20 protein-coding genes are annotated in these 23,637 nt (G+C 44.3%); 5 read left to right on the plus strand and 15 right to left on the minus strand.

Annotated elements, in window-relative coordinates:
* Window positions 1-492: 492 nt before the first annotated feature.
* Both MHN32_RS08635 and MHN32_RS08640 read left to right on the plus strand, forming a co-directional pair.
* A complete protein-coding gene (locus MHN32_RS08635) occupies window positions 493-2,028 on the plus strand; it encodes an ATP-binding cassette domain-containing protein (protein WP_239421515.1) in 1,536 nt (511 codons plus the stop codon).
* A gap of 117 nt (window positions 2,029-2,145) precedes the next feature.
* Window positions 2,146-3,198: a DNA topoisomerase IB gene (locus MHN32_RS08640; RefSeq protein WP_158299144.1), complete on the plus strand. Its 1,053-nt coding sequence runs from the start codon at window positions 2,146-2,148 to the stop codon at window positions 3,196-3,198.
* Between the two features lie 75 nt (window positions 3,199-3,273).
* Here the strand turns inward: MHN32_RS08640 and MHN32_RS08645 are convergent, their stop codons facing one another.
* Genes MHN32_RS08645 through MHN32_RS08655 form a run of 3 tightly spaced genes read right to left on the minus strand, consistent with a single transcriptional unit; the run spans window position 3,274 to window position 7,189 of the window.
* Window positions 3,274-4,101: a DUF4198 domain-containing protein gene (locus tag MHN32_RS08645; protein ID WP_010605557.1), complete on the minus strand. Its 828-nt coding sequence runs from the start codon at window positions 4,099-4,101 to the stop codon at window positions 3,274-3,276.
* Window positions 4,102-4,103: 2 nt separating this feature from the next.
* Window positions 4,104-5,195 carry a PepSY-associated TM helix domain-containing protein gene (locus tag MHN32_RS08650; RefSeq protein ID WP_010605556.1) on the minus strand — a complete coding sequence of 364 codons (1,092 nt, stop codon included), beginning with the start codon at window positions 5,193-5,195 and terminating at the stop codon, window positions 4,104-4,106.
* A complete protein-coding gene (locus tag MHN32_RS08655; protein ID WP_239421599.1) occupies window positions 5,195-7,189 on the minus strand; it encodes a ligand-gated channel protein in 1,995 nt (664 codons plus the stop codon). Before MHN32_RS08655 ends, MHN32_RS08650 begins: the two co-directional genes overlap by 1 nt.
* 122 nt (window positions 7,190-7,311) lie before the next feature.
* Here MHN32_RS08655 and MHN32_RS08660 point away from each other — a divergent pair, with 122 nt between their 5' ends.
* Window positions 7,312-8,247 (plus strand): LysR family transcriptional regulator, encoded by a 936-nt coding sequence (locus MHN32_RS08660; protein WP_102058157.1) that lies wholly within the window; start codon window positions 7,312-7,314, stop codon window positions 8,245-8,247.
* Between the two features lie 12 nt (window positions 8,248-8,259).
* On the opposite strand, the gene MHN32_RS08665 is transcribed toward MHN32_RS08660, so the two are convergent.
* The 11 genes from MHN32_RS08665 to MHN32_RS08715 form a co-directional block, all read right to left on the minus strand.
* Window positions 8,260-8,568, minus strand: a complete 309-nt coding sequence (locus MHN32_RS08665) for a cupin domain-containing protein (RefSeq protein WP_102058156.1) — start codon at window positions 8,566-8,568, stop codon at window positions 8,260-8,262.
* 461 nt (window positions 8,569-9,029) lie between these two features.
* On the minus strand, window positions 9,030-9,413 hold the full coding sequence (locus MHN32_RS08670; RefSeq protein WP_102058155.1) for a VOC family protein: 384 nt from the start codon (window positions 9,411-9,413) through the stop codon (window positions 9,030-9,032).
* Between the two features lie 106 nt (window positions 9,414-9,519).
* Complete coding sequence (locus MHN32_RS08675) at window positions 9,520-10,221, minus strand: TorF family putative porin (RefSeq protein WP_206473723.1); 702 nt, start codon at window positions 10,219-10,221, stop codon at window positions 9,520-9,522.
* 12 nt (window positions 10,222-10,233) lie between these two features.
* A complete protein-coding gene (locus MHN32_RS08680) occupies window positions 10,234-11,451 on the minus strand; it encodes a BCCT family transporter (protein ID WP_239421516.1) in 1,218 nt (405 codons plus the stop codon).
* A 151-nt stretch (window positions 11,452-11,602) separates the two neighbouring features.
* Window positions 11,603-13,270 carry a choline dehydrogenase gene (betA, locus tag MHN32_RS08685; protein ID WP_239421517.1) on the minus strand — a complete coding sequence of 556 codons (1,668 nt, stop codon included), beginning with the start codon at window positions 13,268-13,270 and terminating at the stop codon, window positions 11,603-11,605.
* A gap of 9 nt (window positions 13,271-13,279) precedes the next feature.
* On the minus strand, window positions 13,280-14,743 hold the full coding sequence (betB, locus tag MHN32_RS08690) for a betaine-aldehyde dehydrogenase (RefSeq protein WP_239421518.1): 1,464 nt from the start codon (window positions 14,741-14,743) through the stop codon (window positions 13,280-13,282).
* A 1-nt stretch (window position 14,744) separates the two neighbouring features.
* Window positions 14,745-15,335: a transcriptional regulator BetI gene (gene betI, locus MHN32_RS08695; protein ID WP_102058151.1), complete on the minus strand. Its 591-nt coding sequence runs from the start codon at window positions 15,333-15,335 to the stop codon at window positions 14,745-14,747.
* Window positions 15,336-15,634: 299 nt separating this feature from the next.
* Window positions 15,635-16,486 (minus strand): transporter substrate-binding domain-containing protein, encoded by an 852-nt coding sequence (locus MHN32_RS08700; RefSeq protein ID WP_239421519.1) that lies wholly within the window; start codon window positions 16,484-16,486, stop codon window positions 15,635-15,637.
* 214 nt (window positions 16,487-16,700) lie between these two features.
* The gene (locus MHN32_RS08705; protein WP_045988593.1) at window positions 16,701-16,913 is read right to left on the minus strand and encodes a helix-turn-helix transcriptional regulator; all 213 of its coding nucleotides are present in this window, start codon (window positions 16,911-16,913) and stop codon (window positions 16,701-16,703) included.
* Window positions 16,906-17,406 (minus strand): hypothetical protein, encoded by a 501-nt coding sequence (locus MHN32_RS08710; RefSeq protein WP_239421520.1) that lies wholly within the window; start codon window positions 17,404-17,406, stop codon window positions 16,906-16,908. The genes MHN32_RS08705 and MHN32_RS08710 overlap by 8 nt, the downstream gene beginning before the upstream one ends.
* Window positions 17,407-17,647: 241 nt before the next feature.
* A complete protein-coding gene (locus tag MHN32_RS08715) occupies window positions 17,648-18,541 on the minus strand; it encodes a helix-turn-helix domain-containing protein (RefSeq protein WP_239421521.1) in 894 nt (297 codons plus the stop codon).
* A 103-nt stretch (window positions 18,542-18,644) separates the two neighbouring features.
* On the opposite strand from MHN32_RS08715, the gene MHN32_RS08720 reads away from it, so the two are divergent.
* Complete coding sequence (locus MHN32_RS08720; protein ID WP_239421522.1) at window positions 18,645-19,160, plus strand: cysteine hydrolase family protein; 516 nt, start codon at window positions 18,645-18,647, stop codon at window positions 19,158-19,160.
* Between the two features lie 130 nt (window positions 19,161-19,290).
* On the opposite strand, the gene MHN32_RS08725 is transcribed toward MHN32_RS08720, so the two are convergent.
* Entirely contained in the window at window positions 19,291-21,468 is a 2,178-nt protein-coding gene (locus MHN32_RS08725; protein WP_239421523.1) for a malate synthase G, read from the minus strand.
* A 247-nt stretch (window positions 21,469-21,715) separates the two neighbouring features.
* Here MHN32_RS08725 and MHN32_RS08730 point away from each other — a divergent pair, with 247 nt between their 5' ends.
* Window positions 21,716-23,320 (plus strand): isocitrate lyase, encoded by a 1,605-nt coding sequence (locus tag MHN32_RS08730; RefSeq protein ID WP_237116237.1) that lies wholly within the window; start codon window positions 21,716-21,718, stop codon window positions 23,318-23,320.
* Window positions 23,321-23,637 lie beyond the last annotated feature (317 nt).

Here is a 23,637-nt window from a genome sequence, read left to right on the forward strand (position 1 = left end):
GAGTCAGGCGATAAAGACTTTGTGCTCCTGCAAAGTCACCTTACCCCACATCCTTGTGGGGCAACACAGTAGAAATGCTAATCAAGCGCTGCCCTTTGGATTCACCTGAGTGCGCTTTGTTCATTGTTGCTCAACTTTTGCCTAGATTACTAGGCGGCAAGTCGAGCGTCGCGACCAAAACACACTCAGGAGAACAAAAGTCAAACAGCAAAGATCAACAGGCCCTTGTGCCTGCAAAATAAACGTAGGCACGATTTATCGCTAATTATTTGCCTCTATTCGTTTTATTACCTCATTAGGAGTTGCCATCACAATGAATAACTAAGCCCTTTGTAACTGACGAACTTATTATTAATTTCCAGTGCAAGGCTTATGGTTATCTTTGAGGCTTCTCAGACCAATCTATAGACTCTCATTTTCTATTTTACTTTTTACCGCTTTTACGAGTCTTTGTGCCTTTAGCCTTTTGCACTGCTGCAACTAGGAGCAGTAATGATGCCTTGGATACAAGTAAAGCAAGCAAACTTGACGCTTGCAAATGGTCAATGTTTATTTAGCGATGTCGACTTAACAATAGAGCGGCAATTTATTGCGATAACGGGCCCAAATGGGGCGGGCAAATCACACTTACTCAAAGTCTTATCCGGTGAACAGCCTCTAACCTCGGGCGAGCGACAAAGCCATGGAAAATGCTTCTATCTCCCACAAGATGCGACTAACCGCTTTACAACCGTTTCTGAACTACTCGGGCTTAAAGAGAAGCTAGTAGCACTGCATCGAGCCCATCAGGGGTTAGCCTCTGAGCACGATTTTGACTTAATCTCAGATGATTGGCAGTTAGAATCAAGTTGGCAAGCAACACTTGCACCGCTAGAACTCACTTTGGAAACCCCCTTTACAAGGCTTAGTCCAGGAGAGCGAATGCGTGTTTATATTGAGATACTACAATCTCAGCCTGCAATCCTATTACTGGATGAGCCGAGTAACCACATGGACAGCGTCAATAAGCACTGGCTAGCTGAGCAGCTAAAGCACCACAAACATTGTGTGGTTGCCGTCACACACGATCCTATTTTATTGGATGCAGCCGACCATATACTGCACATAAAACAGGGGGAGCTAACTCATCACTCGCTTGGATTTGACGCCTTCAGAGAGACACTCCTTCAAACTCAAGCTCGACAAAAACAACAACATTTGGCAAATCGCGCAGCACAAAAAGCACTTAAACAAGCCATGATTGCAGCGGATCTGCAACATCAACGGCAGGCCAGTAAAGGAAAAGCACAAGTGCGCGCTGGTAGCCAAAGTAAACTGGTTACTGACTTTAAGTCAGACAGAGGAAGTAAGCGTCATGCCGGACAAACCCATAAAATTCAGCAAGCTCAAGATAGGGTTAAGAAAAATGCAGTTTACTATCGAGAAGACAAACAGCAGTTTCATTTTAATTCAGCTCTGCGAGCGAAAGAAAAGATCCGCTTATGCGAAGCCGAATTGTGCTTTGGACCAGAAAAGACAGTGAACCTTTTTGCGGATACAACACAAAAGCTCAGGATAATTGGAGAAAATGGCATCGGAAAATCGACCTTGCTTAAAACCCTTGCAGGTAAGCTAGAGTTAAAGCGCGGAGAAATCCAGCGCCCTACAACATCTGTTTACTTAGACCAGCACTGCGCTTGGCTTGAACAGGGCCCTTGCGTTTTAGACATTGCCGAGCGCTTACTTGACACGCCACATCAAAATATAATCACCAGTTTTGCAAGCGTTGGTCTGAGTCTAGATAAGATTTCAGGACCTATCACGAGTTTCAGTGGTGGCGAGAGAATGAAAGCGGCCATCGTGCTGGCCGTGCAAACGCAAGGCTTTTTACTGCTTGACGAACCAGATAACCATCTCGACCTTGAAGCACAAGAAGAGCTTGCTGCCATGCTCAATCAGCTTCCTTGTGGATTTATACTGGTCTCTCACAATGAGTATTTTTGCAGTCAGCTCAGTAAACTTGAAGCGATGAGGTTAATAACATTATGAAAAATTTACCAATTACTTTCTAGGCTAAGATAAAAAGGTTAAGAATTTCAGATAATTAATTTCTGGTTTGGGATTTGCATTTCTACCTCTATGCAACGTTTTGTCACTGGAGATAATGTGGACTGCAAGGATATTCGATCAGAGTTTCACGAATGTAATCGTTTAGAGGTTGCCAGAAAAAAGTGGGGCCGTGGTTTTTGCTATTTAGATACGGGCAACAACCCCATTCGCTCTAAGGTTATCAAAAAGCGAATAAAGCAGTTGGTGATCCCGCCGATGTGGAAGCAGGTTCAAATCAGCGCTTGCGCTTTTGATAAAGTGCAAGCCGTTGGTTTCGATAGCAAAGGCAAAAAGCAATATATCTATCATCCAAGTTATCAGCTCACCCAGCAACAAGCTAAATTTACCCGTATGGCTCAATTTGCAAAACAGCTACCACAAGCAAGAACGCGCTGTATAGAGCAATTAGAACACGATGATTGGAACCAAGAAAAAGTTGCTGCACTCGCTGTTATGGTGCTTGATTCCACAGGGATCCGTATTGGTAACCAACATTACTATCAACACAATGATACTTGTGGTCTAACCACGTTAAGGCGCAAGCACCTGAAACATAACGAAGTAGGGATAACTTTTGAGTTTCAGGGAAAACACGGTAAACAAAGAAAAGTTGACGTATTCGACGAACAACTTTGTCAGTTTATTAGTGAATCCGCCGTACAAACTGGCTACGGGTTATTTCGATATCATTACCAAGGGCGATGGCACGATTTAACCAGCGATGACGTCAACACGCAGATCCACGCGCTACACGGCCCACAATTTACTAGTAAGGATTACCGCACTTGGGTAGCTTCTCGGCTAGCGGTACAGTTCGCATTTGACGTTGCAACGGAAGTCGAAAGTAATCATAAAAAGCGTTTTGATACCCATTTAATCAAACGAGTAGCAAAGGCACTTGGCAACACTCCCAAGGTCTGTCGAGACTACTATATCCACCCTAAGCTCTTAAGCCATTTATGTGAACTCAGCCAAAATCAAACGGTTCCTGATTTTAGTAACGACTTTTGGCAGTTAGATGGCTCGCTCAGCGATTGTGAAGCTTTCATCGTGAAGGTATTAACAGAAGAAAAGGGGGAGGAAGGAACGCCTCCCCCTTTGGGCACTTAGTGGCGTCTCTGTTATGACCACTAAATTAAATGGGCTGAGACGACTGCACGTCTCAAACCACATGGGGACGATGGGTTAAAGCGGTAATACCTCAAGGGTAGTGACATAGCTGCCGGCACGCTTTGTGGCGGGTGCTTGTGCTTTGTCGTCTTCATATTCCACTTCAAACCAATACATGCCTGGCTCAGATAGTGTTAGCGTCACTTCACCTTTGGCATTCGTTGTATATTTGCTTGGTTGACTGTTATCACGGTACTTTTCATCCTGACGTACCACTATCACTTCTGCACCCTTGGCAGGTTCACCATCCATCGTATACTGCAAGGTAATTGGTTCACCGGTGTACAAATCATTAGGGTGAGTAACCGGGTTTAGTTCTAGCCCTTTGCCGGTTGGCTTAAGCGCGGTATTATTTGGTGCGCCCAAAGTTACAAATACTTCTAATCGTCTTGCAACGTCGGTCACACTTAAATCTTTTGCCGTTTTTGGTACTTCTTTGTTAAAGGCTTCTACTGAACCAACTTTGCCGCGTCCTGGCCAGTAATGCTTTTCACCGTTTTCATCAGTCCAGCGCGCCACCAGCGAGCGACTTTGATTAAACACTTTGTAAGTGCCTTGCTGATTGAGCTCAATGTCAAACACACTGCGATACTTAAGTTTTGCGGCGTTCTTAAGCTCAACCTTGCTACCAGAAGGAGACAGTGCAGATAGGCGCTCTAGTGGATAAGCATAATGATCTGGGTTAAAGATCCCGTTGGCGATGGCAGCATCAAACGTGATCCATTCGCTGTCACCAGATACCACGGTGGTACTTGGCTTTATCCATACTCGGTGTGCTTCACTTAACGGGCTATATGCGGCTAAGGCAACTAAGACACCAGAAACTAACGTTGAAATTTTCACGATTAAGGCTCCATTGTTAAAATTGTTGTAGCGAGTTCCGATTTACCTTCTGCAATCACAGTGACAGGTGCAGTGATAGGTAAGGTCACTGGCAGTTTCAATACTTCACGACCTCCAAGCTCACGAGCAGCCTCTACAAACAGCGTGTACTCACCCGCAGGTAAGGCTTTAAACTCATCGCGCCAAGGGGTTAAATCAATCTTTGCCGTACCAGGACGCCTTGTAGCACCAGTCACGCCATCCACAGGCATGGATAGGCTACGACCGCTTCTACGCCACCAAAGGCGTAAGTCTTTTAACCACTTTTCACCCTCTTTATCGGCCATGTTAACGTCATACCAAACGGCAATATCGGCAACTCGCTGTTGTTTGCTGTCTGCCAGCCATACTGCTACATAAGGTGGGTGATATTCCGCAACGTTTAAGCGCGGGATAGTGATTTCAACTTCATCAGCTTTAGCGTGCGCGGGTACCATCAGCACTAAAACAGGTAATACAAAGCCTGCTGCTACGAGCGGCCAAGTCGACTTTCTTCCTCGAGAATGCTTGTATAAAAGCCATAACCCTGTGAGTGAAAACACTACACAAGCTACTGAAAACACATCAATAAACATACGCCATGCAAATCCTGTATTACGTCCTTTGTGAAGATCGTTAAGGTATGATACCCAACCACGATCCGTGATCTCTTGATAAAACTCACCGCTATCAAGGGCGATGCTAAACCAGCCATCGCCACCAGCTCTTGGCAGCGCAACATACAATTCGTACTCACTCCACTGCACTTGCTGTAGTGCAGGTAACGCCGAGCCTGTGTGTGACTGATACCAAGATTGAAAGCTGTGTGGCAGCGCTGTTTGCTCTGCCGCCGCGTTAAGCTGGGTCAACAGAGCGCTTGGCAGCACCGCTTCTTTAGCATATGTAGTAGGTGCAGCTTCTATCTGGCTTGCGTGATTTAAGGTGATCCCAGTCACGGCAAACAGCAGCATTCCCACCAAACACACGGCAGAGCTCATCCAATGCCAAGTGCGCCAATCAAACAGCTTTTTAAGTCGCCGATTCGACGACTTAGCCGCTGAGCGAGCTCGTGTCATTAAAAGCTCCACGCCAATGAAGCCCAATAGCGACGACCATCTTCAAAGTAGCCGTATTCTGCTTCAGTAATTTCTTCATCGAAGAGGTTGTAAATCCCAAATCCAAGCTTAGTTGCTTCGTTCAGTTGATAATTTGCACCTAAATCAGTTAGGTTATACGAAGGTGCGACCAAGCTACTTTGCGAAGGCCCTGTTACAGGCTGGCTTTCTTCACCACGATAATGGAAGCGTAACCACGTGCTCAGCTCATCAGAATACTGATAATTAAGCGAAGTTTGGAACAGATGTTTAGGTAACTGGTTTAACGGGCTACCAGCATACACTCCGGTTTTTTGCTCCGAATCTGTGTAGGTATAGTTTGCGTTAAGCTTTAGTTTTTCCGTCAATTGACCCGAGAAGCTAATTTCACCACCTTGGGTTACGGCTTCATCAACGTTGACATAGGTTGTCGGTAACGAGCCAAACTCGTTAGGGCCGTCCGTGCATTGAGTTAGTGGGCACGAAACCCGTGAAATTTTATCGTCAAACTCGTTATAGAATACCGTTGCTGAGGTGCTGATCCCTTTAGCAAGCTCAACGTATACACCTACCTCGTAATTAATTGAGGTTTCAGGGCTTAACTCTGGATTACCATAAATATTGCCACCACGACTCACTTGGCCCCACGCCGCAGTACTTTGACGCAAGTTCGGCGCTCTAAAGCCGGTTGAGATCCCACCTTTAACCGTCACCGCCTCTGATGCAGTATAAACACCGTATAAGCGCGGGCTAACGTGGCCGCCAAAGTTACCGTCTTTGTCGTAGCGTAGGCCCATAGTCAGGGCAAATGGCTCAACGATGCGCCACTCATCCTCAGCAAATACCGACCACTGATCGTTGTCGACTTGCTGCAAATCACTAATACGGTTACTGGTTTTGTCGGTCAAATCTTCATTAAGATAGGCAACACCGATTGAGCTAGTATGAGACTCGCCAAGCGGTAACGTCCAAAGAGACTGGAAGTCTACGTTTTTGACCGTCATCTCGCGGGATTTATTATCAAACTCTTCATGTTTTAGGTAACTACGAGAGCTACCAAATGACCAATAACCGTTATGCGTCAAAGAGATTGACTCACTATCGTATTCGGTTGTAGTGGACTCAGGACAACCACGGCGGCCACACGGCTCACCTGGCGCAAGCGGTGCTACCGTTTTACCTAGCGTTGCATCAAGCGTTTGTGAAGCAATACCATAATCCAATAACCATTCGTGTTCATCTGATGGTGTATAGGCCAGTTTTACCTTCAGCGTATCTGCATCGCGATCTCTAAAGCCAGACACGATTTCGTCTTCATCTCTGTGCGTAGTTTGACCGTAAATTTGTACCCCTAAGGTATCTTTGATTAGCGAGCCTGCTGCAAAGAAATTAGCCTGATAAATATCACCTGAGCGACTGTTTTCTTGGCTGGTGGCGTCAACTCTGACTTCTCCATGCCACTCGTCAGGCGTTTTTTTAGTGATAATGTTAATTACGCCGCCAATTGCATCAGAGCCATACAGCGAAGACATAGGCCCGCGTACAACTTCGATACGTTCGATGGCAGCAACAGGAGGCGTCCATGCACCTTCAACACCTGGACCGTCACTATTTGGCCGAGTCTCACGCGAACTTTGTCTTTGCCCGTCGACTAAGATAAGCGTGTACTGACTGCCCATGCCGCGAAGGCTAATATCTTCCCTGTCTCCGCCTCCAGTTACTACAACTCCGGGAACATCTGTCATGGCATCGGTAAGGTCTCGATAAAAGCGCTGCTGTAGCTCCTCTTGGTTGATAACGCTAACAGACGCCGGCGCATTTTTTAGCAGTTGCTCAAATCCAGAAGCGGATACGACGATCACTTCCATCTCTTCTTTTATTTCTGATTTTGCATCACTTTGTGCAAGTGAGGAAAAAGGCAGGGCAGCTGCAACAGCTAAAGAGAGTGGCGCCAAACTACGACAGGCCATCAACATCGAGAAACCTCCATGATAGAATACAAGATAAATAACAATTATTTTCATTTGTAATGTTATGATGATTGCGTATTTTGGAGCAATGCGATTTTTCTTAAAGGTATTTTAAGCAAGGCTTAACAATGAATCAAAAATTGACTCGCGGACTTAAAGTGTTCGCCAAAACAGTAGAAGCGGGCAGTATGAGCAAAGCCGCTGACTTATTGCACATGACCACCTCAGCCGTTAGCCAGCAGATCAGTAAATTAGAGCAAGACATAGGCCTAAGTTTATTTAATCGTAATACTCGCAGCCTAACACTCACTGAAGCTGGTACTATCTATTACAAGTCCGCGATACAAATACTGCAAACCGCAGAACAGGCAGAGCATGAACTTGAGTTATTACAACATACGCCATCTGGCATATTGAAGATTTCTGCCCCCATCGGGTTTGGAGGAGGGCTACTCAGTATGCCACTGCGCTATTTGAGTGAACAGTTTCCACAAATAAAAGTCGATTTGATCCTGACTGACGAGCCCATTGACATCATTACTGAAGGTGTCGACTTGGCTATCTGTATAGGCCCTTTACAGGACTCAAACCTCATTGCTCGTCATCTTGCTGACTGGCAACTTATCCCCTGCGTTAGTTGCCACCATCCATTGGCACAACTCAATATATCGCACCCAGAAAGCTTAGCGCCTCACGCTTTGATTGGTCATTCGAGTAGCAAACAAAACCCCTATCATTTGAGCCATCAACAAACTCATCAGCAAGTGGCGCTGCCAACAGCACGTTTTATGGTGAATAATATGCAGGCTTGCATTCAGCTCACGCTAGATGGCATCGGCTATGGTGTTTTACCTGAACCAGAAATTAGGCACCACCTTTCATCAGGTAGACTAAAAAGATTGTGTACTGAGTGGTCATTAAGAGAATATAGTGTTTATGCCGTGACGCCACACCGCAATACTGTTGCAGCAAAAACAACCGCTGCAATTGAAAGCCTAAAAGAGTGGTTTACCCAAGTTTCCAACGACAGCCAAGTCTTTGTTGGCGACTTTAGTTTTATTTAACCTAAGTTTTGATTAGTAAAAAATAGCAAGCCAAATAGTTGGCTCTAAAGTGTCTGTGTAGCTTACTTTGTGCTTTTGGTGTGCGGGAATGTTAAGGCTATCACCCGCTTTTAAGGTTATCGTTTTACCGTCACCAAAGATTAGTTCAGCGCAGCCCTGCAACACCAGCACCCACTCGTTTTCATCTTGGTCATAATATCCAGAGCTAGGAGAGGTATGGCCGTTTGATACTATCCGTTCAATACGAATATTTGAATGAGAAAGTACCGTCTCAAAAACTTCTTCAGTTAAATCAGCAGGAATATCTTTTAGAAAGTTCATAAGCTTGAAACTAGGGCCTAGCAATTAGTCAAGGATAGAGAAATAATTTGCCGCAACAAGCACATCCATTTATCTAGTAGCGGCAAATTGGGAGAATGGTACAACTTGATCGATAGAAATGTTCAATACATCGCTCTCAATCTTTCAAAACAATCCATCAGGCGATTAGTGATACCAATTGAATTAATTCTCTAATCAATTTGAAGGGTGAAATAGCATATTAGCTTCGTTAAAAATTTCTCATTTAGAACAACTAAATAGAAAAATTTTTGCCTTGCTACTAAAGCTATTTCCCCGCTTCAAGATAGATCATTTACTTAATACAACTGGTATGAAAACCACCCAACTTTAGCGACTCCACTCGGACCTCTTGCCTAGCTGTACAGTCGCCATTAAAGTTACATAATTTAACAATATTTGTAAAATATAATTTAACATTAAATGAATGAGTTTGGAGTTTTCTAAAATCCCTTGAGTTCCACACGCCAAGGAGGGTCTAATCGATTTTCACCAGCCCAGTACAATTTTATCTTATTTCCTGCAGGATCAAACAGTATCGCTTCTCGCCACAGGTAGCGCTGTTCAGTCGGGAGCTGCTCAAATAAAATACCTCGAGTCTCTAGCTCTGAGACCCACTCATCTAACTGTTCATGTTCAAAGTAAATAACTGCACCATTGCTGATAGGGGGCACTTCTAGCGACAAGGAGAAGGTTGCATTACCTTCAGGACATTCAAATCGAGCATAATGCGGCGTATCAACAATTTGAGTAAAGCCGAGCGTTCGATAGAATTGACAAGCTGCAGTCATATCATCGACAGGCAGCGTAACTTGATTGAGGTTCATGATTGTTTTTCTTACTACAGTGCACTTTTTAAACATTTTGCCTTAAACGTAAAAAAATACCAGCCTAGATTAGGCTGGTATTACAATCATCACATCTTAATGCAAGTTACAAAGCAAATGTTCTCGACACAGAAAGTACAATACGTTCATCTGCCGTATCCCAATCTAAGCTCGTATTTTCAGCCGCCACTTCAATATCAAACCCTTTAAATGCAGTTTGATAAGCAAGGCGATAGTGATTGTAAGATTTATCGTTACCATCCCACGTATATTTATCGCCATCCAATGAATTGGAGATATCAAAGCTTGCTCTTAGTGCATGACCTTCTGCAATTTCAAAAGTATGTGCTACCATCGCAATAGTGTGACCCGCTTCGGTACCAAAATAATCCCAGCTGTACCAGAAATTAAATTCGGTTTGGCCAAATTCACTGGCGTAACCAAACTTAGTATAGATCTCTGGATAGTTACCGTCGCTTGAGTTGTCACCACCATGATAAGAATAGTAAGCAATACCATAGTCAACGCTCCAGCTTTGGTTCAGCTCGACGAAGCGACCAACGTAAAAGTCCCACTCTAGATCTGTGTCACCACCAAAATCGACGTTAGACGCCCAGCTTCCAACATATACACCGTTTGAAAAGGCTTTATCTATACTGCCTTGTAGGGCTGGGTCATTTTGCGTTTGACTCACACCGTTAAAGGTATAATCAGATACACCCGTTAGGGTTGCAGACCAGTCTGCCGCCGCATAGTTAGACGCGAGTAAAAGTGGTAGTGCACAAAGTGTTTTCTTTAAGGTTGTCATGTAGTTGTATCCCTAGTTTACTGATTCAATTTTTCTAAAGTCGATAAGGTTGTCTTTTGGCGAGCTATCAATCTTGCTCACAGTTTTGTATTTGCTATAAGCAATGTAACCAAAACATGAGAAGAACAAGCCTATAACTAACGCACCAACCCATTGGATCTGTAAAAAGTTTAGTTTAAATAACAGCGTAAGCAGTGATAACGCCACGATATTAAATAAAATATAGTTTCTTTTTCCTAAACGGCTAACTGTAAGGTTTAGGTTGTCTGTATATAGGCGGATCAAAGAGTCGAGTGAGTTAATTACAAACACCACGCCAACGAAGACCATTGCAAAGTTTTTAATACCCGCAGTAGGGATCCCAGCCTCATGGTAGTGATAAAGCACACTAAACCATGCAGCGATTGGAATAGACGGGAAAATCAACATCGCCGCTAGCACTTGATAGGTTTTCAAGCCCCCGACAAAACGCGATGTGAATTGCCCTATCATGATGCTCCACGCAAACCACCAAAACAGATAAAACTCGTGATAGTCATTCAGTGGCAACACAAACTGATCTAAATTGGTAAAGTAACCGCCGATCAGTGCCAAGTTGTTGGTATAGCTCGACATTGCACTGTCACCAAAGACAAACGCTGACGCCCACATAAAGGCGATTAAACCGATAAAGACCCATGTTGTCGTGATGCTTAAAAAACGCACGTACTTAAGGCTAGTGCTTGAGTAAACCGCAAAAGCAATCGCCGCAAACACAATCAGATAGAAACTAGGAATAATCGACTCACCGTCGCCTAAACTGGGTAAATACCAAGGTAGATTAGACAACAATAAGAATGCAGTAAACGCACAAGTACCGATAATAACTAGGTTATTAATGAATTTAACCCAAGGAATTTCAAAGAATTTTACCTTGGGCTCTATTACGCAGAAATAAAAGCACGTAAGAAAGTAGAACCCCCAGATTAAAAATCCCCAAAAACCAAACTCTATGGCCAGCGGATTAGTAAATGCATACTCTGGGCTTGCTTTTATGTCTGCGTAACCCGCAAACTCCGTAAGCGGAAACATGATGAGGCCAACATCTAGGCCAGAAGTAAATAAGATTGCAATAAAAGTGAACGTTCTAACCGGTGTAACACCAACGCACTGTAAATTCCCCCACTTCAATAAGATAAAGGCAATTGCCAATAGGGTGAAAATGATGCCTGCACTAAGCCATACTGTCATTGTCACCCTCCCAAAATTGATAGAAGTAACTCATTTTTTCTCCGTTGTTTTTATTTACATTATTCCCGCATTAACGCAGTGCAAACGATTTGCACTGCGTGCCACTGCAGGTCTCATATGGGGCACGAACTTTCCCATACGAGTGGCGAAACTAGATCTCCGAACTACGTTGAACCTGTTGCCAGTTTTGTGTCATAGCAACGTTTGCTCCCTCAGCGGCAAGTGGTGAATTGCCTAAAATCATATCCGCTGCTTTTTCCGCGACCATAATAGTCGGCGCGTTGAGGTTGCCATTTGGAATGGTTGGGAAGATAGATGAATCCACAACGCGTAGCCCCTTTACACCGTGCACACGGGTTTGTGAATCTACAACCGCCATTTCATCCTCACCCATTTTGCATGAACAAGAAGGGTGATAAGCACTTTCTACCGCTTGACGCACGAAAGCATCAATTTCTTCATCGGTTTGGATATGCTCACCAGGTTGGATCTCGCTCTGTCTAAAGTCATCAAACGCACTTTGCTCGATGATTTCACGAGTCAACCTGACACATGCTCTAAACCCTTCGATGTCTTCTTGTTCTGCCAGATAATTAAACTGTATTTTAGGCGCCACCGTTGGATCTGCTGATTTAATCGTTACTTCACCACGGCTCTTTGGTTTATTGTGGCCGACATGAACTTGGAACCCATGACCATCAAAGGCACTTTTACCATCATAGCGAATGGCTGCAGGTAAAAAGTGGTACTGAAGATCTGGCCACTCAACGCCCGCTTTCGAACGAATAAAAGCACAAGACTCAAAGTGGTTGGTCGCGCCAAGACCTGACTTATCAAGTAACCATCTTGCACCGATCAAGCCTTTAGAAATTAACCCCAACTTGCCATTCAAGGTGATGGGCTGCTTACACTTGTATTGGAAATAAAACTCCAAGTGATCTTGAAGGTTTTTGCCCACTCCGGGTAAATGGTGTTTTACTTCAACGCCTGCGGCAGTCAACGCTTCTTTATCGCCAATGCCAGATAATTGTAATAAGTGCGGTGAACCGATTGAACCTGCACTTAGGATCACTTCCTTCGCTGCATTCGCTTTTTTCAGGTTTCCTTTCACACTGTATTCAACGCCTGTAGCGGTTTTGCCATCTAACAGTATTTTTTGTACCAAGGCACCCGTGACTATGGTGAGGTTACTGCGATGTTTAATTGGATCTAAATAGGCGCGACTTGATGAACAACGCTTACCACCTTTTACGGTCATATGCATTGGCCCAAAGCCTTCTTGCTGCTCACCGTTATAGTCTTTAGTAAACGCATAACCCGCTTGCTCACCGGCGCTAATAAAGGCGCGATAGAGCGGGTTTGCCATTTCATTACCATTATTGGTGCCAAGCGGACCTTGCTCACCACGGTACTCGTCGCCACCTAAATACCAAGATTCAGCGCGCTTGAAGTAAGGTAAACAAGACTGATAATCCCAACCTTGTGCACCACTGTCTTGCCACTCGTCAAAGTCTTTAGCATGACCTCGAACGTACACCATGCCATTGATTGACGATGAACCACCAAGCACCTTGCCGCGAGGACAATGCATAACGCGATTGTCTAAGTGCGGCTCTGGCTCAGTATGGAACTGCCAAGCATATTTATCGGTATTCATTGGAATAGATAGCGCAGTTGGCATCTGAATAAAAATACTCTTATCACTACCGCCAGTTTCGAGTAGTAGCACTTTGTGCGCTGGATTTTCCGATAGGCGGTTTGCAAGCACACAGCCTGCAGAGCCTGCACCTACGATAATATAATCAAAATCAGTCATCATACTCCTCGATTAAAATGGACTTTCAATATCGCTCATACCAATATACACAGACTTAGTCTGGGTATATTGATCTAGCGTCTCGATGCCATTTTCGCGGCCAATGCCCGACTGCTTATAGCCTCCAACGGGCATTTCAGCGGGTGAGTTGCCATAACTATTGATCCAACAAATGCCAGCTTCTAGCTGGTGGATGACACGGTGTGCACGTTGAATATCTCTACTAAATACACCCGCGGCCAAACCTAAGTGGGTGTTGTTTGCACGTTGAATGACTTCTTCCTCGTCATCGAATACCAATACCGACATCACTGGGCCAAAGATCTCTTCTTTCACTATGGTCATGTCATCATGACAGTCGATAAATACGGTCGGTGCGACAAAGTAGCCGTTTGGCGCGGTTTCAGGACTAAGTGCCTCACCACCGGTCAGTACGGTTGCACCTTCAGCTTTGCCTTTTTCAATGTAATCCATCACCAGTGTGTGATGCTGCTTTGAGATTAGGGCACCAAGATTTACGTTTGGATCGAGCGGATCGCCCGCGATGATATTTTGTTCGGTACGCTGCTTTAACTCAGCTAAAAAGGCGTCGTAAACCTTACGCTGCACAAATACGCGTGTGCAGTTGGTACACACTTCACCTTGGGTGTAGAAGTTGCCCAACATCGCGGCACTTATCGCTTGAGAGATATCAGCATCTTCAAAAACGATAAGCGGTGATTTGCCGCCTAGCTCCATCGTCACTTCTTTTAAATTGCTTGCCGCACTTTGCATTACTTTTTTGCCAGTACCCACTTCACCGGTGAACGATACTTTTTCAATATCAGGGCTGGTAGTTAGCCATTGGCCCACCTCAGCGGCACCTTGTACCACATTGAATACGCCCGCAGGGATACCGGCTTCAATAAATATTTCGGCCAGCTTAATCGCGCCTAGTGGTGTTTCTTCCGATGGCTTGAAAATGAGTGCGTTACCAGCGGCAAGTGCAGGGCCTGATTTCCAACACGCAATTTGCAGTGGATAATTCCACGCGCCAATGCCTGCACAAATCCCTAGAGGCTCTTTGCGAGTATAGAAAAAGTCCCCTCCCACAGGCTGCTGAGTGCCAACTTGAGCGGGAGCCACCCCTGCAAAATATTCAATTACATCAGCGCCTGTTTGAATGTCTACACATTCCGCCTCTTGCCAAGGTTTACCTGTATCTAACACTTCAATCTTGGCAAGCTCATCATTGCGCTCGCGCAGCAGAGATACCGCTTTATGTAAAACACGACTACGCTCAATTGGCGCCATCGCTGACCATAATGCAAAGCCCGCTTTGGCACTTTCAATCGCAGCTTGCTGAACATGACTATCGGCAACCTCTACCTCGTAGATCACTTCATCCGTTGCTGGATTTTTTACTGCAAACTTTTCGCCTGAGTGGTTTGCCAAGAACTGGCCATGAATAAAATTTTGATATACAGGGACTGTCACATTATCCTCCAAACTGCTTAATAAGTGATTGAATGTAGCGTTTTGCGAGCGTTTCACTGTGATGAAACGCATGATGGTCAGCTTTGCTTAGCACCGCTCTTAACCAAAGTCCGTCAATCATACCGGCGGCAAGCTCAGCCGCTTCTTTTGCCTGTGCTCGCGGCATAAAAGCAGCAAACGAAGTCGCTAGGTTACTCTGCAGACGGCGACTGTTAACGCGCTGTAGTCGGTGAAGTTCATCATCGTGCATAGATTGCGCCCAAAAACTCAACCAGGTACGCGTCGTATTTGACTGCTGCTGTACCATGGCAAAGTTAGCTTCTACGATATACATGAGTCGCTGCTCGGCACTACAACCACCGCAGGTTTTGTCCAACAAACTGTATTTCAAGTTGTTTAATAGATAGCGCACGGTTGCTTCGATCAAGCCTTGTTTACCACCAAAATAGTGGCTGATGATCCCCGATGAGAGACCCGCTCTTTTACTGATACTATTAATAGTGGTTGCTTGCAATCCTAACTCGGCAACTGACTCTAAAGTGGCGTCAATTAGCTGCTGACGACGAACAGGTTCCATTCCGACTTTTGGCATAGCTTTTTATTAATTGACCGTTCAATTAAAATAAAGCTTAGGGTGATAAAGATGAGACTTCAAGGTTGACTTTTTGTAAAAAGCCAAATTTTTGACGTTTGTACCTAGGTTAATCCCATGATAGCTAAGGGGTTTTAAAGGATTACAAAAAATCTTAAAAAATTTTAAAAAATCTGAGATTTTGCAGGTATTTGCGATAATTTACCGTTTTGATGTGACAATTTGATTAAGTTTGGTTTGGCTATAAAACAACCAAAACCGAACCAAATGATGGAACTGAGTACGACTAAACATCCTTGCTAGTCAAGATTTGAAAGCAGTAACGGTTGGTAACTAGGAAACCTATTTGAGACAGTGGAAACCCCAAAAGACGCGTTTGACTGATAACTCGCTACTAACAATTCAATCTTAGGTTTAAGCGCTAAGATCGCCTCATCAATTTTACTTTTCAGCCTCGCACTAAAAACATTTTTACGCAGCAAAAAGTGTACTTGGTTATCATGTACCACGTAAGACCAAGCCTGCGCAGCGTCAAGCCCTCGCTCTTTGATAAAATAGTTCCCCGTGATCACATCATCCACAATAAAATCAACGCGCGCTTTCATTAGCATTTCAACCCGCCGTTGCGCACTGGCAATACTCACAAATTGATCTTTATAGCGGGGATCTTGTTTAAGCTTATCAAGTTCCTCTCCATAGTAAGATCCGATGCTCAACCCTATGGTTTTCGATTGCTTTAGTAATGAAGCTAAATCGGCAAGCGCTGTGGGAGGTGATAACGAAAATAATCGCATACGTTCAAAACGGTAGGGCAGAGAGAAATCTCCGTATGCTTCTCTATCTTTAGTGTAGCTAACCATTACTGCGACATCTATCACTCCTTTTGACATTTCTTCAAAAGTGCGAGCGCTGGAAGGGAGGCGAATATAGGTGGTACACACGGCAACATGCTGGAACACCATTTCGGCAATGTCTACGTCTAGGCCCCAAGGTCCAAGCTCATCAAATACAGTTAATGGCGGCCAATCGGCAACAACGCCGATATTCACCGTTTTACTGCATTCGCTTGCACTGGCAGGGGGAATTACCAAGCCCCACACCAATATAGCCATGCCAATCAAGTTATTCACTGATATGTACTGCTTAACCATGACACCTCGTGAGCAAGTCTATAACAATCGGCCTTATAACATGACGGCTCTGTTCATTGCATAGGCACTATCTTTAGTAGTAACAATATATTTACCTAAAGCCTAGATTACAATGCCTAATTATTAAACTATTTAAGTCAAAAAACGTATCGGTGCTCACAGAAACAAAAAAGCGTGACGTAAAGCCCCTTTACATCACGCTTGTTTTGGCATTTTATGGCTGATATTCGAATACTTCTTCAATAGAGACATTAAATACATGAGCGATTTTAAAGGCGACTTCGAGCGAAGGAGAGTATTTTGCAGCCTCGATCGCCATAATCGTTTGTCTCGTAACACCCACTCGCTCAGCAAGCTCTTTTTGCGTCATTTCACCGCTCATAAAGCGTAGCATTCTGATTTTGTTTTTTATTGGTAAATCAGCCATACACAGCTCCCAAACGAGCTTTGACAAGCTGGGTTCCATAACCGACCAATTCAGCCAGCAAAAATGCAATCACTAAAATATGAAGTGGTGCAAATGGTAGTTCAAAAGGAAGCGCTTGCGGCCAATTTTGCGCTTCGGCAGAATACTGGAAAATAGAGATACACACACCAACCTGAAGCACCCAGTAGGCAGGTTTGCACCCAGATAGCGCAATCAACTTTTCACGCTCATCTAACGGCTTATCCATATCTTTATCGCTAACAAAGCTCAGTAGCAACTGACCTGCAATAGATGTCACGATAGAAATAACAATCACCTTAAGCAACAATCCTGATACCCAACTCGGATCTTGACGTAACTGCTCTGTAGCCGCTGTTATTTCGCCTAAATAAAAATACAAGATATAACCTGTTACCAAAAACTCTATCGCAATCGTTAAGTCACGGAAACTCAACGAGTCTAAAAACGCTTTAATCTTATTGTTGCTTTCCATGTTATCCTCACTTTACTCAAGGTTAAGTATTTTTTACATTGAAAGCGTAAACTTTGCTCAACAACAAGTCAAATATTTTTTACTTTAAGTAAAGTTTAAATAACCAACCTGAACTCGGGATAAGAAGTTAGTTATTAAACTAAAATCCCTAAGCTCAAAAGTGTAATATCACTCTAGCCAGAAGTTATTTCTTAATACAAGGCAAATTTGTGCGTCAATAGCTGGCCTATTGCAAGCAAATTTAACGCAGTAGTAAGCCCATACATTTATTAAACACCTTACGGCAGGCTGTCGTATCCTCGTATCCTACCTGGTGCGCAATCCAATCAAATGGCTTGCTCGTGCTTTCTAATAAATCACACATTTTCTGCACCCGAAACCGTTGCAGATATTGATTTGGATTGAGTCCGAGCACCTTAGCAAAACGTCGCTGTAAGGTTCTTTGCGTAAGTAGAGCGATATCAGCTAGTTCTGTAATTGAAATATTGTGACCATAACGGGTGTTAATATATTGCTGAGCGCGCAGCACAGCATCGTCACCATGTTGAAAGTTTGGCTGAAATTGATGATAGTAGCTCTGCTCCCGCTGAGCCGTATCTACGACAAGCGTTTTGCCTAACTTGCGCATGACTAAGTGACTGCTATATTTTTTGACTAGCTCTAATCCAAGATCAAGCCATGACATCATGCCGCCAGCCGACATAATATCATTGTGATCGATTAAAATTTTTCGTGTATCAATAGGCTGGTTAGGAAAGTACCGTTTAAATGCCTCAGTTAACCCCCAATGCGTGGTAAGTAAGCGCTGATGACTTAGCCCCGAGGCCGCAAGTATAAAAGCCCCCGCACAGGCAGATGCGATAACTGCACCTTGTTGGTGCTGCTCGGTTAACCAAGCAAGTAATTGAGGTTCAGGTTTGAGGTAATAATCAGAACTAACACTCGGCGGCAATAACACAATATTGTAATCCCCCTTTACAGCACTACTAAAGGTGACAACATGTGTTGTAAAGCGGGTATCCTGTGACTCTTCGATACAAATTCTATCTGCTAGAAAAAACAGCTCTTCTAGACCATACACAGCCGACTTCGTCGCATGAGGATAGTGACAAATCGCCACTTTGATTGGTTTCATCTACATTGTCGAATTTGAACTCAAAAATGTCATTTTAGACACTCCAGTCAAAGTTACAACTCCAGCACAATACCTCTGCAAATTAACCAACGAGGTAAAAGAAATGAACAACAGCGCACTATTGGTGATCGACATTCAAAATGACTACTTTCTTGGAGGGCTTTTCCCGCTATGGAATACCGAAAATACACTAGCAAACATCAATACAGCTATCAAAAAAGCAGCAGAGCAAAACATGGAAGTCATTTATGTCCAGCACATAGCTAATCCAGAGCAAGGAAAAGCACCATTTTTCAATGCCGACACAAGCGGTGTCGAGCTTCATAATGGCCTACGCCAAGCGCAAGAAAACGGCCACCATATCGTAAAGTCCTATGCCGACAGCTTTGAGCAAACCTCCTTAAACGATTTGCTCCAATCTAAAGGTATCGACACTTTATATATCTGCGGCATGATGACACAAAACTGTGTAACCCATACCGCGCTATCGAAATCGGCGGAGCAGTACAATGTCTACATTCTCAGTGATTGCTGTACTACCATAGATGAAATGATCCACAAAATTGCGCTCAACGGTGTTTCAACACGAATTCCGTTAATCACCGCATCGCAAATGTAGCCTATGCTCGTCGTGATAAATCACGACCTACAAATCCAACGTAGGTCGAGGTTTACCTCGACACTAGCAGAAAAACCAAAAAGGCTGGATTGACCAGCCTTGATTTGAGTGACATCGAAATGAAAAGGTGCTAATTAGCCTGCGATTTATAGGCTTGTCGATAGGCGTGAAGTAGCGGCTCGGTGTAACCATTGGGTTGTACTCGGCCTTCAAATACCAAAGACAACGCCGCTTTATAGGCAAGGTTTTCAGTAAGCGGTTTATGGTCATTGAGCATTGGTTGGTAGAGGCTGTCACCTTCGTTTTGACCATCTACTACAGCCGCCATGCGTCTAAAAGTTTTTTCTACTTGTTCTTCGCTACAAATACCATGATATAACCAGTTAGCGATATGTTGGCTTGAAATCCTAAGGGTTGCTCTGTCTTCCATTAAACCAACGTGATTGATATCAGGCACTTTTGAGCAGCCTACGCCTTGGTCTATCCAACGCACCACGTAGCCCAAAATACCCTGCGCGTTATTGTCTAATTCGGCTTGAATATCCTCCGCAGACAAATCGTTTTCTAACATCAACGGGGGCGTAAGTAAGTTATCGAGCGATGCCTGCTGACGTGTTCTTATCTCAAGTTGGCGTGCAAACACATCCACATAGTGATAGTGCATCGCATGGAGCGTTGCTGCGGTAGGAGAGGGCACCCATGCAGTATTAGCACCAGACTCAGGATGACCTTGCTTTTGCTCCATCATCAGCGCCATTTTATCTGGCATTGGCCACATTCCTTTGCCTATTTGTGCCTTTTTCCTAAAACCGGTTTTAAGGCCAATATCCACATTTTGATCTTCATAGGCCGCTATCCAAGACTGTCCTTTAATTGCCACTTTGGGCAATACAGGGCCCGCCAGCATTGAGGTATGAATTTCATCGCCTGTTCTATCCAAAAAGCCAGTATTGATAAATACTACACGCTGCTTAGCGGCAGCAATACACGCTTTTAAGTTTACCGAAGTACGGCGCTCTTCATCCATAATCCCCATTTTAATGGTATTTTTGGGTAGCGAGAGCAGCGCTTCAACACGACTAAATAGGGTATCAGTGAAAGCGACTTCTTCAGGCCCGTGCATCTTCGGTTTCACGATATTGATACTTGCTGCCGTCGAGTTTTTGAACGGACTATTGCCTTGTAAATCATGCAGCGCAGCCGTGCTTGTCATGATGGCATCTAAGATCCCTTCAAACTGCTCGTTACCTTCTGCATCCAGTACCGCTGGCGTTGTCATTAGGTGGCCAACATTGCGCACAAACATCATAGAGCGACCTTTTAGTGTCATACGCTGGCCTTGCGTATCTACGTAACTTCGGTCGGCATTTAGCGTCCGAGTCAGCGATTGACCTGACTTTTCAAAGGTCTCACTCAAGCTCCCTTTCATCAAGCCTAACCAATTTTGGTATACCAATACTTTGTCTTGTGCATCCACCGCCGCAACTGAGTCTTCACAATCCATGATTGTCGTAAGTGCAGCCTCAAGGACGACATCTTTGATCCCGGCTTTGTCTGCCTGTCCGATCGGATGGTGTGGATCAATTTGGATCTCAATATGCAGATCATGATGACGCAGCAATACCGCGCTTGGATTTTGTGCCTCCCCCTGATAACCCACTAGCTGATCAGGCTTTTGCAGTGCAACTTGGGTGCTGTCGTTGAGTGTAATCACCAAATTGCCGTCTAGAATCGCGTAGTTCGTACTTTCTATGTGAGAACCTTCAGCCAACGGCAGTGCTTTATCGAGAAACTGCCTAGCATAAGCCATTACTTTAAACCCACGGTTCGGATTATAGGCTTGAGTACGCTCAGCACCATCCTCTTCGCCAAGAACATCCGTTCCATAGAGCGCATCATACAAAGAGCCCCAGCGCGCATTCGCCGCATTGAGCGCAAACCTTGCGTTACTGACAGGCACCACTAACTGAGGACCGGCTGCGCTCGCAATTTCAGGCTCCACATGCTCGGTTTCGATGGCAAAATCTTCAGGCTCAGGCTGCAAATAACCGATAGATTCAAGAAATGTCCGATATTCTGCCGACTGCCAATCAGGATGAGAGAGATGGTAATCGTCAATTTGCTGTTGCAGGGTATCGCGTTTGTTGAGTAACGCTTGGTTTTGCTTCCCAAGTTCCGAAAAAATATCCGCTACGCCTTGCCAAAATTGATTGACCGCGATCCCCGTACCGGGAAGTAGAGATTGCTCAACAAATTGCGACAGTGGAGTCGCAATTTGGAAGCCTGAATGAGTGACATACTTGCTCATGGAGAGTCCTTGATTAACATTTTTTGAACGGGATAGGTCAAACATAAAACAATTTTTGGAAAAACGAACCCCTTTTCCCATTCACAAAAAATATACTCGTAATAATAACTATAAATTTAAAAAATCTAATTTATCGGCCTAGTGTTTAATTAAGCCCGCAGCCAACCACTCTCACACCAGTTGGTTTCGTGTAACAAACAACCAGAATTTAATTTGATTTATAGTACCCGTTCAAAGGAAGCTAATTATGTCTCAGTATCAAACTCAGTTAGATCATTTCTCTAGTCTATGCCAAAGCCAAGGAAAAACTTGGCAGTCTATCAGTCCTGAGTATGCCAGCCGTATGCACCTACAAAACCGTTTTAAAACCGGTTTGGACATTGCAAAATACACGGCAAAAGTGATGCGTGAAGACATGGCAGCGTACGACGCAGATAGCAGCCAATACACGCAATCGCTTGGTTGTTGGCACGGTTTTACCGCGCAACAAATGATGATGGCAGTAAAGCGTCACAATAAAACCACAAAACGCTCTTACGTCTACCTAAGTGGCTGGATGGTTGCTGCGCTGCGCTCAGAGTTTGGCCCACTACCAGACCAAAGTATGCATGAAAAAACAGCGGTTCCAGCTTTGATTGAAGAGATCTACACTTTCCTCAAGCAAGCCGATGCGCGAGAGCTAGATCATCTCTACAAAGATCTTGATGCAGCGAGAGCAAAAGGCCAAGATACAACAGAGATCCTTAGCAAAATCGATAACTTCGAAACCCATGTCGTGCCTATCATTGCTGATATTGATGCCGGTTTTGGTAACGAAGAAGCAACCTACCTATTAGCTAAACAAATGATTGAAGCGGGTGCTTGTGCAATTCAAATCGAAAACCAAGTATCGGACGCAAAACAGTGTGGCCACCAAGCAGGTAAAGTAACGGTTCCTCATGAAGACTTTTTAGCCAAGATTAACGCTGTACGATATGCTTTCCTTGAGCTTGGTGTTGAAGATGGCGTTATCGTCGCCCGCACTGACTCATTGGGTGCAAGTTTGACGCAAAAAGTGCCAGTATCAAAAGCGCCAGGCGACCTTGCGAGCCAATACACTAGCTATTTAGACACCACGCCAGTTACCTCGGCCGCTGACTTACAAGAAGGTGAGATGGCAATTAAATTGAGTGGCGAACTGCAAAAGCCAGTTCGCTTAGACAACGGTTTATACCAGTTCAGAGCAGGCACAGAAAAAGATCGTGTGGTGCTAGACTGTGTAACCAGTCTTCAATCAGGCGCAGATCTATTGTGGATTGAAACCGAAAAGCCAAATATCGAGCAAATTGCCGAGCTAGTTAACCGAGTTCGCGAACAAGTGCCTAACGCTAAGCTTGTGTACAACAACTCGCCATCGTTCAACTGGACATTAAAATTCCGTGAACAGGTATACCAACAATGGCAAGAGCAAGGTAAAGACTTATCGGCATACCCAAATCCAAGCGCGGATGCAAAAGTATTGATGGCGCCAGAGTTAGACGCAACCGAGTTGGCAACCGAAGCCGATTTACTGGTGCAAAACTTCCAGCGTGACTCGGCAAGAGAAGCGGGAATTTTCCATCACCTTATTACACTGCCAACTTACCATACAGCAGCGCTCAGCACTGATATTCTGGCTGAAGGCTATTTTGGTGACGCGGGTATGCTTGCCTATGTGCGCGATGTGCAACGACAAGAAATCCGTCGCGAACAAGCATCAGTTAAACACCAAGACTTGGCGGGCTCTAATATCGGTGACACGCACAAAGAGTATTTCTCTGGTGAGAACGCACTCAAAGCAGGCGGTGAAGCCAACACCATGAACCAGTTCTAAACACTGGATTTAGATAACTACTTATATAGTTCCTTAATCAGCAAGGGCCGTCAGGCCCTTTTATCTATTGTGGATCAGATTTTTACTAGCTACTGGTAACTGAGATCACGTATTTACCAACGCCAGTTATTCAGATCATATTTTTACTAACCTAGACCTATTTGAGATCAGAGTTTTATTAACTCAACACCTAACGATCCCGATCTTTACAGTAAAGATCTAAGATCCAGACAAAAAAGAGCGCATTTGTGACTTTTTTCACTTTCACAAACCAAAATTTTACTAACTAAACCAGCGACAGGTCACATTTTTACTAA

Source organism: Pseudoalteromonas sp. Of11M-6, from assembly GCF_022347905.1.
GTDB lineage: Bacteria > Pseudomonadota > Gammaproteobacteria > Enterobacterales > Alteromonadaceae > Pseudoalteromonas.